The 13,334-nt window shown below is 74.4% G+C and carries 13 protein-coding genes; 6 read left to right on the forward strand and 7 right to left on the reverse strand.

Annotation, left to right across the window (positions count from 1 at the left end; translation table 11 throughout):
• Positions 1-23 precede the first annotated feature (23 nt).
• Positions 24-1,007 carry a hypothetical protein gene (locus tag WMF20_RS22880; RefSeq protein ID WP_020736644.1) on the reverse strand — a complete coding sequence of 328 codons (984 nt, stop codon included), beginning with the start codon at positions 1,005-1,007 and terminating at the stop codon, positions 24-26.
• A 203-nt stretch (positions 1,008-1,210) separates the two neighbouring features.
• On the opposite strand from WMF20_RS22880, the gene WMF20_RS22885 reads away from it, so the two are divergent.
• The gene (locus tag WMF20_RS22885) at positions 1,211-2,734 is read left to right on the forward strand and encodes a sulfatase (protein WP_437616752.1); all 1,524 of its coding nucleotides are present in this window, start codon (positions 1,211-1,213) and stop codon (positions 2,732-2,734) included.
• Positions 2,735-2,749: 15 nt separating this feature from the next.
• On the opposite strand, the gene WMF20_RS22890 is transcribed toward WMF20_RS22885, so the two are convergent.
• From WMF20_RS22890 to WMF20_RS22900, 3 genes are read right to left on the reverse strand one after another with little or no spacing between them, the layout of a single operon-like run.
• Positions 2,750-3,784 carry a hypothetical protein gene (locus WMF20_RS22890; protein WP_437616753.1) on the reverse strand — a complete coding sequence of 345 codons (1,035 nt, stop codon included), beginning with the start codon at positions 3,782-3,784 and terminating at the stop codon, positions 2,750-2,752.
• Entirely contained in the window at positions 3,781-4,191 is a 411-nt protein-coding gene (locus WMF20_RS22895) for a hypothetical protein (RefSeq protein WP_129576344.1), read from the reverse strand. The genes WMF20_RS22890 and WMF20_RS22895 overlap by 4 nt, the downstream gene beginning before the upstream one ends.
• Positions 4,188-4,865, reverse strand: a complete 678-nt coding sequence (locus tag WMF20_RS22900; protein WP_437616754.1) for a hypothetical protein — start codon at positions 4,863-4,865, stop codon at positions 4,188-4,190. The genes WMF20_RS22895 and WMF20_RS22900 overlap by 4 nt, the downstream gene beginning before the upstream one ends.
• A 399-nt stretch (positions 4,866-5,264) precedes the next feature.
• Here WMF20_RS22900 and WMF20_RS22905 point away from each other — a divergent pair, with 399 nt between their 5' ends.
• Positions 5,265-5,639 carry a hypothetical protein gene (locus WMF20_RS22905; RefSeq protein ID WP_437616755.1) on the forward strand — a complete coding sequence of 125 codons (375 nt, stop codon included), beginning with the start codon at positions 5,265-5,267 and terminating at the stop codon, positions 5,637-5,639.
• A gap of 58 nt (positions 5,640-5,697) precedes the next feature.
• Here the strand turns inward: WMF20_RS22905 and WMF20_RS22910 are convergent, their stop codons facing one another.
• Both WMF20_RS22910 and mutY read right to left on the reverse strand, forming a co-directional pair.
• Positions 5,698-5,913: a hypothetical protein gene (locus tag WMF20_RS22910; RefSeq protein ID WP_437616756.1), complete on the reverse strand. Its 216-nt coding sequence runs from the start codon at positions 5,911-5,913 to the stop codon at positions 5,698-5,700.
• Between the two features lie 319 nt (positions 5,914-6,232).
• Positions 6,233-7,561 (reverse strand): A/G-specific adenine glycosylase, encoded by a 1,329-nt coding sequence (gene mutY / locus WMF20_RS22915; protein ID WP_437616757.1) that lies wholly within the window; start codon positions 7,559-7,561, stop codon positions 6,233-6,235.
• A 139-nt stretch (positions 7,562-7,700) separates the two neighbouring features.
• Between mutY and WMF20_RS22920 the strand changes: the two genes are divergently transcribed.
• The 4 genes from WMF20_RS22920 (at position 7,701) to WMF20_RS22935 (ending at position 11,060) form a co-directional block, all read left to right on the forward strand.
• Positions 7,701-8,474: a hypothetical protein gene (locus WMF20_RS22920; RefSeq protein ID WP_437616758.1), complete on the forward strand. Its 774-nt coding sequence runs from the start codon at positions 7,701-7,703 to the stop codon at positions 8,472-8,474.
• A 214-nt stretch (positions 8,475-8,688) separates the two neighbouring features.
• Positions 8,689-9,195, forward strand: a complete 507-nt coding sequence (locus WMF20_RS22925) for a hypothetical protein (RefSeq protein WP_129576349.1) — start codon at positions 8,689-8,691, stop codon at positions 9,193-9,195.
• A complete protein-coding gene (locus tag WMF20_RS22930; protein WP_437616759.1) occupies positions 9,192-9,686 on the forward strand; it encodes a hypothetical protein in 495 nt (164 codons plus the stop codon). The genes WMF20_RS22925 and WMF20_RS22930 overlap by 4 nt, the downstream gene beginning before the upstream one ends.
• Positions 9,687-9,851: 165 nt before the next feature.
• Positions 9,852-11,060: a phosphodiester glycosidase family protein gene (locus WMF20_RS22935; protein ID WP_437616760.1), complete on the forward strand. Its 1,209-nt coding sequence runs from the start codon at positions 9,852-9,854 to the stop codon at positions 11,058-11,060.
• A gap of 48 nt (positions 11,061-11,108) precedes the next feature.
• On the opposite strand, the gene WMF20_RS22940 is transcribed toward WMF20_RS22935, so the two are convergent.
• On the reverse strand, positions 11,109-13,322 hold the full coding sequence (locus WMF20_RS22940) for an ATP-binding protein (RefSeq protein ID WP_437616761.1): 2,214 nt from the start codon (positions 13,320-13,322) through the stop codon (positions 11,109-11,111).
• Positions 13,323-13,334: the final 12 nt, after the last annotated feature.

Below are 13,334 nucleotides of genomic sequence, written 5' to 3' on the forward strand. Positions count from 1 at the left end.
GATGTCGGTGGGTTTCTCTTGGGTCAGCTGTCGGAGGGCGCCGTCGAGGCGCGGCGCCAGTCGGGCGGCAGGTCGAGAAAGCCCTCGTTGCAGAGGAACTCGTAGAGCCCCTCGCAGACCTCGCCGCAGATCATGCTGAAGAGGTGGGGATCGGTGATGAAGAGGATCGTCTCGTCGCGCTCGGAGCCCGCCGTGTCCGCGAGCTGCGCGACCAGCTCGTCCTCGGCGAAGCCGACGAGCATCACCATCAGGGTCCGCTCGAACGCCGCGCGGAAGCGAGGGAAGGCCTCGCTCGTCACCTTGTACGCGAACGCCCTGCCCTCGTACGTGCGCGCGTCCCGCACGACCTTCGCGGCGACCTCGCCGAGGCTCGGGGCGAGCCGCTCGCCGAAGAAGTCGACGAGCACGACGTGCACCACCGAGACGATGCGCCTGAGCTCGCTCGATCGGCGCGACAGGAAGGCGTCCTGCATGTCCTTCGTGAGCTTCGCGAGCAGCTCGAACGACTGCTCCCGCGCCTCCTCGGAGGCGAACTCGAAGCCCTCGAGCTCGGCCTCGATCCGGTTCTTGTAGCGGGTCAGCACGTAGAAGAGCGCCTGCTCGCCGTGGTGGATCACCTTCGGCGCGCCGTCGCGGCCCCGCGTCTTCTCGTGGAGCTCGGACTGGAAGAACAGGCGGGCGAGGTTCTTGTGGATCTTCTTGAGCCGCCGCTCGACGAGCAGCGAGATGCCGTCCTCGCGGATGACCCGCTCGAGCAGGGCGCGGAGGGTCCGCTCGTGCGCGTCGCGGATCGCGTCGCGGTTCTTCGCCCCGCGCTCGCCCGCGCCCGCGGAGGCCTGGATCACCTTCAGCTGGGCGACGACCTGCGCGGTGACCGCGTCGAGCTCGGGGTTGGTCTCGAGATCGGCGCGGTAGTGGACGATGCGGGCCTGCATCTGCTCCTCGAGCAGGCCGAGCGCCATCTCGGTGATGTGATCCTTGAGCGCCTGGCTGACGTGCTCGCCCACCCGCCGCGGCGCGTTGGGCGGGAGCGACCTCGGCGGGTCGGGCGACGACCTCTCCCCTGGCCTGGCCCCAGGTTGCGATCGGCCCGAAGGCGGCAGCGGTGGAGGATTCCGATGGGCCGGGGCCATGAGCGGAGAGCATACCGGAACTCGCCCCCGGTGTGCGGCTTTGGCGGAGCGGCGCAAGTCGGAGTAAGACGGCCACCATGCACACGGTCGCTTCACGTACGAGAGCCTGGGAACCGGAAGGACAACCGGCGCCCTCCCGCCCGGCGCCCTCCCTGTCGGCGCCCTCGCGCCTGGCCCGCCGGCCCCTCGCGGCGGCGCTCGCGCTCGCGCTCGTCAGCGCCGGAGCGGGCTGCTCCCGCGAGGGCGACGGCCACCCCCCGCCCGCGCGCACGCCGGAGCCCACGGCGCGGCAAGAGCCCGGCGCGGCCGGCTCGCAGGCCGCCGCGGCGGGCTCGCAGGACGCCGCGGGGGAGAGCGCCGCGCCGGCCGCCGGGGCCGCCGCGGGCAAGGAGGGCGGCGCCGCGGGGACGCCGGCGGCGCAGCGCCCGAAGATGAACGTGCTCGTGATCTCGATCGACAGCCTGCGCGCGGACATGCCGTGGAACGGCTACGAGCGCGACATCGCGCCCCGGCTGACCGCGTTCGAGAAGAAGGCGGTCAGCTACACGCGCCACTACGCGATCTCGTCGTACACCTCGATGAGCGTCGGCGGCTTCCTCGCCGGCCGGTACCCGAGCGAGGTCGATCGCAGCGGCTACTTCTTCGGCAACTACCCCGACAGCGTCCTCATGTTCCCGGAGCTCCTGCAGAAGGCCGGGGTGCGGACGATGACCGCGCACGCGCACTTCTACTTCGACCAGAAGGCGGGCTTCCGTCAGGGCTTCGACGTGTACGAGATCGTGCCGGGGCTCTCGGCCGACAACACGACCGACCGGAACGTGACGAGCCCCGGACACCTGGAGCTCGCGATCGAGATGCTCTCCGACAAGGCGAACACCTCGGGCACCTTCTTCGCGTACTTCCACTTCCTCGATCCGCACGACGTGTACATGACGCACGAGGGGATCGAGCCGTTCGGCAAGCGCGCCCGCGACAAGTACGACGGGGAGGTCAGGTTCACCGACATGCACGTGGGCAAGCTGCTCGATTTCGTCGCGCAGCAGCCGTGGGGGAAGGACACGGCGATCATCATCACCGCGGACCACGGCGAGGCGTTCGGCGAGCACAAGATGTACCGCCACGGCTTCGAGGTGTGGGACGTGCTCACCCACGTGCCGCTGATGATCCAGGCGCCCGGCGGGATCACCCCGCGCCGGATCGACGTGCCGCGCAGCTCCATCGACCTCGCGCCCACGATCCTGGACATGACCGGCGCCCCGCCGGAGCCGTCGTTCCCGGGCAAGAGCCTCGTGCCCGAGCTCTACGGCGCGAGCGCGGAGCCGCGCGACGTCATCGTCGATCTGCCGCGCACGAGCGACAACGACCGGCGCAGGGCGCTCATCAGCGGGCGGCACAAGCTCATCGCCTACGGCGACGACGACGCGTTCGAGCTCTACGACGTCGTCGCGGATCCGGGGGAGACGAAGGACATCAAGCGCGACCAGGGGGCCGTCTTCGAGGCGATGAAGGCGATCTACAGGGAGCGCTCCGCGGCCATCAAGGACGTCTGCCCGAAGAACACGGCGAAGCTCAAGGGGAAGAAGAAGAACAAGCCGTGCTAGCGCTCGCGCGGCGGCCTAGCGCGCGGCGGGGGCGACGGCGATCGTCACGGCGTCGTCCTCGCCCGCCTCGCTCGCGGCCCGCGCCACGAGGCGGGCCCCCTCGCACTCGAGGTGCAGCACGACGGGCGCCTCCACCTGGCGGCCGCACGACGGATCGCCGGAGACGCGCGCCGCGAAGGCGCCGCGCGCGAGCTCGACCGCCAGGGCGATCCCCCCGATGCGGCCCTCCGGGTCGTCCGGGGCGACCTCGCGCGCCGAGCGCGCCTCCTCGAGCCGCGTGAAGAGATCGGGCCCCCGGACCGCGACCTCGATCGGGCGGCCCGCCGCGTCCTCCAGGACGGAGATCTCGATCTCCGCCTGCCGCGGCGCGCTCTCGCCCCCGGCGTTCACGACGAACGGGAGCGCGATCCGCTTCGCGCAGACGGCGGCGCCCGGGGCCGCGCGCTCGTCGGCGGGCGCGCACCGCGGCGCCGGCAGCGTCAGGCTGAACGGGACGATCACCTCGGCGGGCGCCTCCGCGAGCGGGCGCCCCCAGGCCTCCCTGCCCAGGAAGCGGCGCAGCCACGCGGCGAGCTCCTCGCGGACCCGCGCGCGCTCCGCCCGCTGCCGCGAGAGCTGCGCGTCGGTCTCGCGGGCCGCGCGCGAGAGCAGATCGCCGGCGCTGCGCTCCCGGACGAGCGCGCGCAGCCGGCGGGTCGCGTCCTCGCGGAACGCGCCCCTCGGCAGCGTGGCCAGGTACGCCGCGAGCCCCGCGGCCGTCCCGCGCTTCGCGGCGTAGTAGATCGGCTCGGCCCGCGCGAGGTACGCGCGCACCTCGGCGGCGAACGCCCCCTCCGGATGGCGCTCGAGGTAAGCCGACGCCGCCGCGAGCCGCCCCTCGAGGGTCCTCGACACGCGGGTCGCCCGGTACGCCGCGTAGTCGTCGTGGCTCGCGAGGAGCGCCGGCCTCGAGGCGCACCCGGACAGGGCCGAGAGCGCCGCGGCGCACGAGAGCGCGCGGGCGGCCCGCGCGAGGCGGCGGCCGGGGGCGGCTGCGCCGCGCCCGCTCACGGGGCCTCCTCCAGTGGGCAGAAATTGCACTCCGTCGGGGTGGAGGCGCCCTCGTCCGCCATGTGCTCGCGGTACGCGTCGCAGCTCGCCGTCTGCAGCTTGTGCAGGCACACCTCGCCGTCGTGGACCAGCGGGTAGCAGCCGTTCGGGAGCTCCGGCGCGGCCTCGAAGCCGCAAGCGGCGGCGCAGGCGCGCGTGCGCAGGCCGCATTCCTCGCACTTGGCGCAGTCGATCTGCGCCTTCAGCGCGAAGAACTTGCGCGGGTCGAGCTCCTCCGGCGCCTGCCCGCAGCTGCCGATGTCGCCCACGACCGGCCCGATGCCCGCGAGGAGCAAGAGCGCCGCGACCCCCGCGACCTCGTTCGCCCGGAGGCGCCCGCTGCGCCGCTCGCGCCCCGGCGACCTCATGGCAAAAGCTCGTGATCGATCATGAGCCCGAGCTGCGCCGACACGACGGGGTAAACGGTGTACGCCGCCTCGTACGTCGCGGCGCCGTAGAAGAGATCCCCGACGAGCTCGCCCGAGAGCGCGACGCCCGCGAGGAGGTAGTACCCGAGCCCCACCGCGAGCTCGCCGCCGACGTTCACGTCGGGCTCGATCAGGATCGACGCGCCGAGCCGACCGTACGCGAGCGCGCGGGGGAGGCCGCGGTAGGCGACGAAGTAGCTCGGCGTGATCGACTCCTGCGGGACGCCGCTCACCGCGAGCGAGAGGCGCAGCGCGCCGCCGTGCTGGACGCCGTCGGCCGGCCCCAGCGCCAGCGCGACCCCGAGATCGAGGTACCCCGCGGTGAACGAGAGCGATTCCGCCGTGTCGCCGAGCTGCGTCTGCAGGCGGTACGGGTTGTTGAACCGGAGCCCCGTCCCCATCGCGAGGGACGACACGACGCGCGCCGCCGTTCCCGGCGGCCTCGCGAGCGCGCGGTACGCCTCGAGCTCGGCGCCGCCGCCCTCCTCGCCGGGCGGCGCCTCCGCGGCCGCCTCGCCGGCGCGGCCGGGAGCAGGCTGGGCCGCGGCGGCGCGCCCGAAGGACGCCACGAGCAGCACGGCCACGAGCGCAAGCCCGGTCCGGAGTTCCAGCATCGCCACGAGCCTTCTACCCCGAGGTGGCGCTCGCTGGCACGCTCAATTGCGTCCCGGCCGGCGCCGTCGCCGAGGCGCCGCGCGTCGCTCGCGCGCGGCGCCTCGGCGACGGCGCCGGCCGCGGCCCTCGGCACGGTCCTCGCCCCCGTTGCGTATCCGCCCGCTTCACCTGCGGACCGGACCCTGCATGGCGAGACCACCGTGAGCAATTCAAGCACCCGAGGCAGGCAGAGCACCGCCGCACCTTCGCCGGCGCTACGCGCGCCGCGCGCGAGCGCGACGCAGCGCCGAGAACGAGAAGATCGCAGCGACCAGGGAAGGCCGCGCAAGCAGCCGCAGGCCCCCGGGGCCGCCGCGCGATGGCCCGGCGCGACCGAGCTGGACGAGCCGTTCGTCGACGTGAGCGACGCCGCATCGGCGCCCCCGCTGCGCGGCAAGGTGAGCCCGCGCAGCGAGCTCAGCGACGTGATCCCGACGCTCGACGACGAGGTCCGCGGCTACCACCACCACCCGAACGACGCCGGCTGCACCGAGTTCGAGGTGAACCCCGACGCCGCCGACGCCGCCGCCGATCTGGCGAGCGATCTCGGGGCGGAGTTCCTCGAGGGAGCGACGAAGGGGCAGGACATGAGCGACGTCGTGATGTCGCACGACGACGACGACGGCGACCTGCCGTATCTCCTGGAAGACGAGGAGGTCGAGTCCGTGGAGCCGGACGCCGACGAAGAGGACGAGCAACCCGTGACCCAGCGGATGCGGCGGAACACGGGCTGAGCGGCGGCGCATCGAGGGGCGCGGCGCGTCGCCCCGCGCACGAGCGGGACCGGCCCGATCACGCCTGGCCGAGCACGGGCAGCTCCGCCACCACCTCGCCGTCGATGCGGATGAACGCCAAGAGGCCTTCGTCCTCGTAGGCCAGCACGTCGAGCACGATCCGCTCGCACAGCGGCAGCACGTACAGCGCTCCGTCGTCCGCCATCACGGTCATGGATCGCGCAGGTGCGCTCGCCGTGAGCAGCGTGTCTGTGGTCCGTCGTCGCGCATCCATGTCGCTTGAGCTCCCAGGCTTGAATCGAGCTCCGGCCACCGCCGGCGCCGCGAGGCTAGAGGGCCTGCCCTCCCTCCCACCAAGCGCCTTCCGTGCCACCGCGCTCGCGCTGCAGCGTCAAAGCCGGCGGCGTCCCGCGACGACATATGGGTTTCGCCCTTGCCCGCGGAGCTCTGCCGCAGCAGCTCGCCCGCAAGCGGCGCCGCGCCCCGCCCGCAGCGGAGCGCTGCTCCCCGGAGGACCGCGAGGACGCGATTTCGGGCCGCCTCCGGCCTCTCCGAGGCCGCGGCGCGCGCCGGGCCGCCCGGCCCGCGCGCGTTCAGCGCGTCCGGCGCGCGCTCCCTTCGTCCAACGCCGAGGCCGCGGACAGGACCTTTCGCGCGAGCTTGGAAACACCGAACTCCATCGCGCTCGGATCGAGCCACGCCGCCTTCTCGTAGGGGGCGGCAAGCTTTGCCCGGCAACGCCACGGGGCCGCCACCTCGGCGCGCGCGACCGTCACGTCGAGCCGCCGGTGCGTGAGGATGTGGCGCACGCGGCCGACCTCGCGGAGCGGCGCGTCAGGCGCGACGCCGACCTGCTCGAGGAGGGCTAGGGCGTCCGCGAGCGCGCGCGCCTCGACCATGGGCGGCTCCCAGAGCCCGCCGAAGAGACCTCCGTCGGCGCGGCGGACGAAGAGCACGCGGTCGCCCGACCGCACCACCGCGGCGACCATCGCGACCGCCGGGACGTCGCGCTTCGGGGCGATCACCGGCAGCTCCGCCTGCCGTCCCTCGGCGCGCGCGGCGCACGCGCCGTCGACGGGACAGGCCTCGCAGCGGGGGTTGCGGGGCGCGCACACGGTCGCGCCGAGCTCCATCAGCGCCTGGTTGAAGCGTCCCGGATGAACGCTGCCCGCGGCGGCCCGCACGAGGCGTTCCGCGGCCGACCAGAGCTTGCGCGTGCCCGAGGTGCTGCGGATGTCGTCGTCGATCCCCTCGATGCGGGAGAGCACCCGGGCGACGTTGCCGTCGACGAGCGGCACCGGCTGATCGTACGCGATGCTCGCGATCGCGCCCGCGGTGTACGCGCCGACGCCGGGCAGGGCGAGGAGCGCCGGGACGTCGCGGGGGAGCGCGCCGTCGTGGCGCTCCGTGATCTCGCGCGCGGCGAGGTGGAGCACGCGGGCGCGGCGGTAGTAGCCGAGGCCGCTCCATAGCGAGAGCACGTCGTCGATCTCGGCGGAGGCGAGGGCGGAGACCGTCGGATAGCGGGCGAGGAAGCGCTCGTAGTACGGGATCACCGTCTCGACGCGCGTCTGCTGGAGCATCACCTCGCTCAGCCAGATCGCGTAGGGGTCGCGCGTCCTCCGCCACGGCAGGTCGCGCGCGACGCGATCGAACCAGGCCCCGAGGGCGGCGGCGATCTCCCGATCGCGCTCGCTCGGATCCGGCGGCGCCGGCGGGGGCGCGCCGTGCTCACCGGACGAGCCGCGGCGGCGCGGGGCGCGCTCCTGAGCCTGGCTCTGGCGTGCACCCGAGCGCGAGCGCGAGGATGTCGGGTCTGCGCCCGAGCGCGAGCTCGTCGGGTCTGCGCCCGAGCGCGAGCGCGAGGGCGTCTGGTCTGCGCCGCCGCGCGAGCGCGACGGCGACCGAGGCTTCGTGCTCACGCGCGCGAGGCCCGCCCTCTGCGCCATCGGCGCGGATTGCGCGCCTCGCGCCTCGCTTTGTGCGGATTGCGCGGCCGCCGCTCGCCGCGCGCAGAAAACGCTTCCATCGCGCGGGACTCTAGCGCAAGAGCCGACCGCGGTGTCGTCCCGGCGCCCCTGCCCCTCCCCGGTCGTCCCCAGGGCCGCGCGCCTCGGCGCCGCGTTGCTCCTCGGGCTCGTCGCGGCGGGCTGCCGCGACGAGCCGCGCCCCTGGGAGGGCAAGCCCGGCCCCCCGGTGGTGCTCTCGGCCGCGCCGCCGAACGTGGCCGTCACGGTCGGGGCCGGCGGGCTGTCGGACGCGGACGCGGGACAGGGCGGAGGCGACGCCGGAGCGCCCGCGGATCCCGACCTGCCGGTCCTCCCGGTGCGCGTCGGCGGGCCCTGGGTGCGCTGCTACGGGAACTTCAAGATCAGCGGCAATCCGTTGAAGGACGTGACGCGCCTGTCGCTGCTCTGCGGCCCGGAGAACGGCATGCGCCGGGTCTCGCCCAAGCCGATCGAGGGGCAGGTGGCCGAGGGCGGGGCGATCGTGACGGAGAAGCTGCAGGCGCTCCGGGGCGCCTGCTACCGGGTGTTCGCCGTCGGCGGCCCCGGGATCCTCAACCTGGACGTCGCCGTGCGGAGCAGCCGCGGGGCGATGATCGCGAGCGACGGCAGCGAGGACGCATGGCCGATCGTCCAGCCGGATCGGCCTTTCTGCCCGCTCGAGGACGACGACGCCACCGTCGAGATCAGCGCCCGCCGCGGCGCCGGCCGGTTCGCGGCGGAGGTGTGGATGCTGAAGTCCTACAAGCGAGCGCGCGAGGGCGACGCTGGGGCGGAGTCCGACGAGCCCTACGAGATGAACGAGACCGACGCCTACGACGGGCTCTGAGCCGGCCGCGCCGCGAAGTTCTGTCCGGGTCACCACGACCTCCGGCCGCGCGGCCGGGGCGAAGGCCGAGCTCTCCTGCCCGCGAAGCGGCGCGCGAAAGGCTCCCCATCGTCATCAAAATCCGGCAGATCCATGGACCATGGCGCGACGCCGGCACCCTGCGCGAACCCCTGCATTGACGTGGCCGCCCCGTCCCGCTAGGGGAGCCCGAGCCATGGCCGACGACACCGAGCCGCTCCGCGAGGACGAAGGGGACAAGGTGGAAGGCGAAGGCGAGAAGAAGCGCCTCTTCGAGCGCGCTATCCCGGAGATCTTCAAGCGCGTGGTCGAGCGCGCCGTCGAGAGCGGCATCGACAAGCTGAGCGAGGGGCCCGAGAACCTCCGGCACTTCGTGGGCGACCTCAAGCTCCCCAAAGAGGTCCTCCACTACCTCTACACCCAGATCGACGAGACGAAGAACGGTCTCTACCGGGTCGTCGCCAAGGAGATCCGGGACGTGCTCGAGCACACCCAGTTCGCGGACGAGATCACGAAGGTGCTGACGAAGCTCTCCTTCGAGATCAAGACCGAGATCCGCTTCGTCCCGAACGAGGCGGCCAAGCGAGACGACGGCCAGGACGAGCCGAGGACGGGCCTGCCGAAGCCGGAGGTGAGCGCGCAAGTGAACGTGAAGGACCGAAGCAAAGAGACCGGGCGAGACCGGCGCCGCGAGGAGAAGTGACGACGAAGAAGCTTAGGACGGGCGGCGAGGTCGACGCCTGGTGTACCAAGTGCCGCCTCGATCTTACCCATCGCATCATCGCGATGGTCGGCGACGTGGTGAAGAAGGTCGAGTGCAAGACCTGCATGTCGCACCACCTCTACCGCCAGCCGAAGAGCGAGCGCGAGAGCCGCGCCGCCGCGCGCGCCGCGTCGCGGAGCAGCGGCGAGCCGAGGGCCGCGTCGTCGGCCTCGACGCGCGGCGGCGGCGTGGAGCGCCTCACCGCCGCCCAGCGCGCCGAGCGCGATCAGACGCTCGCGTGGGAGCGCGCCATCGCGGGGAAGCCCTCCGGGGCGTTCAAGCCGTACCGCACCACCCTCACCTTCGGCGAGGGCGAGCTCATCCACCACAGCAAGTTCGGCGACGGCGTGGTCGCGAAGGTCATCGATCGGGGCAAGATCGAGATCCTGTTCAAGGACGGGCCCCGGACCATGGCGCACGGGCAGCCGTAGCGAGCTCCGCGCGGGCTTCTGGCGCGCGGCGCTGGCCGGCCGCGCTCGCTCGCCGCCCGGAACTTGGGGCTGCCCGCGCGATCGGGTAGCCTCCCGGTCGCCGTGGACAAGCCTTCGCCCCCTCCCGCCAGCGGGCCCCCGCGCAGGCGGCGGTCCCGCCCGCGCTTGCCCGAGCGCGCGCTGCGCTGCGTCGCGGTCTGCGCGATCGCCGTCGAGGCGCTCTGGTACGGCATCCACGAGGTCCCCGGCTTCGGCCCGGCGCTCGCCGACGGGGCGCGGGCCGTGGTCGGCCCGGCGCCCGTCGCGTGGGCCGAGGACGTGGCCTACGGCGTCGCCGACCGCGTGAACCAGGCCATCTACCGGCACGCGCCCCCGAAGACGTTCTGGGAGCCCGCGCCCGCCGCCGCGGCGGAGGCCCTGCGGGGCGAGGGCCTGGAGGCGGAGTCGATCTCGTCCCCGTCGCCGTTCGCGCCGCCCTTCCGCGAGGTCGCGGCCACGGGGGACGGCGTCTGGACGCCGATCCCCGACGCGGTGCGGCCCGGCGACGCCCCGGTGCTCTGGCGGAGCGCCGTGCACCCGGATCCGAGGCGCGTGTTCGCGGCGATCGCCGTGGTGGCGATCGACCTCGGGCGCGTCGACCTCCGGCTCGTCGCGGGCACGAAGGAGCCGTTCTCGCCGGACGTCCCGGCCGAGCGCCGCCCCGGGCTCGTCCCCGAGGGCCACACGCGAGAGCTCATCGCCGCCTTCAACGGGGGCTTCAAGGCGATGCACGGCCACTACGGGATGATGCTCGACGGCGACACGTTCCTGCCGCCGCGCGGCCGGGCGTGCACGATCGCCCTCTACCGCGACGGCGCCGTGCGGATCCGCACCTGGCCCGCGCTGCGCGCCGAGGAGGCCCGCATGACGGCCTACCGGCAGACGCCGCCGTGCCTGGTCGAGCAGGGCGAGCTGCACCACGCGCTCTACGACTCGAACCGCGACTGGGGCGCGACCGTGAGCGGCGAGACCGTGATCCGGCGGTCGGCGCTCGGCGTCGACGCGGCCGGCAAGCTGCTCTTCTACGGGCTCGGCGAGGCCGTGACCGCGCGCACCCTCGCCCACGGGATGAGGGCCGCGGGCGCGCACGACGTGGCGGAGCTCGACGTGAACCACGCCTACCCCCGCTTCCTCCTGTACGGGCGCGGCGAGGGCGGCGAGGGGCCGCGCGCGCGGTCGGCGCTGATCCCCGACGTGCAGTTCAAGCCGGAGGAGTACGTGGCCGAGCCCGCGCCGCGCGACTTCTTCTACCTGCGGCGGCGGCGGCCGGCGGCGACGCTCGGGGTCGCCGACCCGGCGCCCGCCGACGACGTCCTCGGCCGCGGCGGGCGGTGAGCCTCGGTCCGCGGCGCCCCGGCCGGGCGCTCGCCGCGGTCGCTCCCGTCAGCGCCGGTCGAGCAGGTCGCGCACGCGCTGCGCCAGGGTGTCGGGGGTGAACGGCTTCTGCAGCAGCACGAGCTCGCGATCGGCCTCGGCGCCCGCGAGGACGTCCTCGGCGTAGCCGGACATGTACAGCACGCGCGTGCGGGGGTGGATCGCGAGGGCGCGCTCGGCGAGCTCGCGGCCGTTCATGCCCGGCATCACGAGGTCGGTGAGCAGGAGGTCGACCGACTCCTCCCCGTCGCTCGCGAGCGTGGCGAGCGCCTCCTCGCCGGTCGCGGCCGACATCACGCCGTAGCCGCGCCGCTCGAGCACCTCGACGATGAGCCTGCGCACGGCGTCGTCGTCCTCGACGACGAGCACCGTCTCGTCGCCGCCGGCCGGCGGCGGCCGGGGGTGCGCGGGCGCCGCCTCGGAGCGGTCCTCGACGCGCGGCAGGTAGATGCGGAACGTCGTGCCGCGCCCGACCTCGCTCTCGACCTCGATGAGCCCGCCGCTCTGGCTCACGATCCCGTAGACCGTGGCGAGGCCGAGCCCCGTGCCCTTGCCGCGCGCCTTCGTCGTGAAGAACGGCTCGAACAGGTGCGCGAGCGTGTCGTGGTCCATCCCGTCGCCGCTGTCGGTCACCGACAGCACGACGTACGGGGGGCCGCCCGCGGCGGGCGCGTCGGCCTCGTCCCCCTCCGCGGGCACGAACGAGCGCGCCGCGGGGCTCTGGCCCGGCTCGCCGAGGGAGGTCTCGACCACGAGCATCCCGCCGCCCGGCATCGCGTCGCGCGCGTTCACGACCAGGTTCAGGAGCACCTGCTCCAGCTGGCTCTTGTCGAACTTGATCGAGCCGAGATCCCGGCCGACGTTCGTCCGCAGATCGATGTTCTCGCCGATGAGGCGCTGGAGCATCGTCTGCATGTCGAGCACCACCGCGTTGAGGTCGAGCACCTCGCGCTGCAGCACCTTGCGCCGGCTCATCGCGAGGAGCTGCCGCGTGAGCGCCGCGGCGCGCTCCCCGGCCTTCGTGACCTGGAGGGCGTCGCGCCGGAGCGCGCTCTCGGGCCCGAGCCGGCGCAGGATGAGCTCGCCGTAGCCGAGCATCACCATGAGCATGTTGTTGAAGTCGTGCGCGATTCCGCCGGCCAGCCGGCCGAGCGCCTCCATCTTCTGCGACTCGCGCGAGCGCTCCTCGCGCTGCCGGAGCGCCTCCTCGGCGCGCCGCCGCTCGGTGATGTCGCGGAGCAGGACGAGGGCGTGCCCCTCCAGGAACGGCATCGTGCGCGCCTCCACGTGGCGCTCTCCGCCCGCGCTCGGGACGGCGTGCTCGAGCGCGACCACGGCGCCCGTCTCGCGGGCCTCCAGGACCGCGCGCTCCAGCTGCTCCCCGAGCTCGCCGGGGAGCGCCTCCGCCACGCGCTTGCCGAGCGGCGCCTCGGGCGCGACGCGGAGCGCGGAGGGCCGCGGCTCGTTGCAGTCGACGATCCGGAGCTCGGCGTCGAGGCGGAAGCAGAGATCCGGGATGGCGCGGACGAGCGCGCGGAGCTCGCCCGCGGCGCGCGCGCTCTCCCGCTCGGCGCGCCGCCGCGCGACGCTCTGCCCGATCTGGCCGCCGATCGACGCGAGGACGAGGAGCAGCTGCTCGTCGCGGCGCTGCGGGGCGCGGCTCCTCAGCTCGATCACCCCGGCCGCGCCGTCGCCGCACGGGATCGGGGCGGCGCACGCCGCGCGCTCCCAGCTCGGCGCGCGCGCGGCGTCAGCGGAGGCGACGGCGCCGGCGCGGAACGCCGGCTCGCCGCTCCGGAAGACGTCGTCGACGAGCCCGTGCTCGGCGGAGGGGTGCGGCTCCTCGCGGAGCGCCGCCTCGATCGCCTCGCGCTCGAGGTGCGCCGCCGTCCGGGCCGCGACGCACCGGAGCGCGCTCGGCGCCGCGGCGGGCGGCGCGCAGCCCGCGGCGCTGGCCTCCGGCTCGGCGAGCCAGAGCGCCGCGACGTCCCAGCCGAGGTGCTCGACGAGCGCGTCGACCACGCGCGAGGCGGCCTCGGCGAGCGAGGTCGATCCCGCCAGCGCGGTCGCCGTCGCGAGCAGCGCGGCCAGCCTGGCCTCGGCCTGCCGGGCGTCGGCAGGCGCGGCGCCGGCAGCGCCGGCCGCAGGCGCGGCCGCCGAGCCGGCGCCGTCAGGCGCCGCGGCGTGGATCGATCCCTCGAGCTCCAGATCGGCGTGGGACACGTGAAACCGCGG

The organism is Sorangium sp. So ce834, from assembly GCF_051521425.1.
Classification (GTDB): domain Bacteria; phylum Myxococcota_A; class Polyangia; order Polyangiales; family Polyangiaceae; genus Sorangium; species Sorangium cellulosum_D.

What these genes read in the sequence shown, in the direction of transcription:
- WMF20_RS22925 (WP_129576349.1), top strand. Translation starts at nt 8,689, where the DNA reads ATGGCCGACGACACCGAGCCGCTCCGCGAGGACGAAGGGGACAAGGTG.
- WMF20_RS22885 (WP_437616752.1), top strand. Translation starts at nt 1,211, where the DNA reads ATGCACACGGTCGCTTCACGTACGAGAGCCTGGGAACCGGAAGGACAA.
- WMF20_RS22910 (WP_437616756.1), bottom strand. Translation starts at nt 5,913, where the DNA reads ATGGATGCGCGACGACGGACCACAGACACGCTGCTCACGGCGAGCGCA.
- WMF20_RS22895 (WP_129576344.1), bottom strand. Translation starts at nt 4,191, where the DNA reads ATGAGGTCGCCGGGGCGCGAGCGGCGCAGCGGGCGCCTCCGGGCGAAC.
- WMF20_RS22900 (WP_437616754.1), bottom strand. Translation starts at nt 4,865, where the DNA reads ATGCTGGAACTCCGGACCGGGCTTGCGCTCGTGGCCGTGCTGCTCGTG.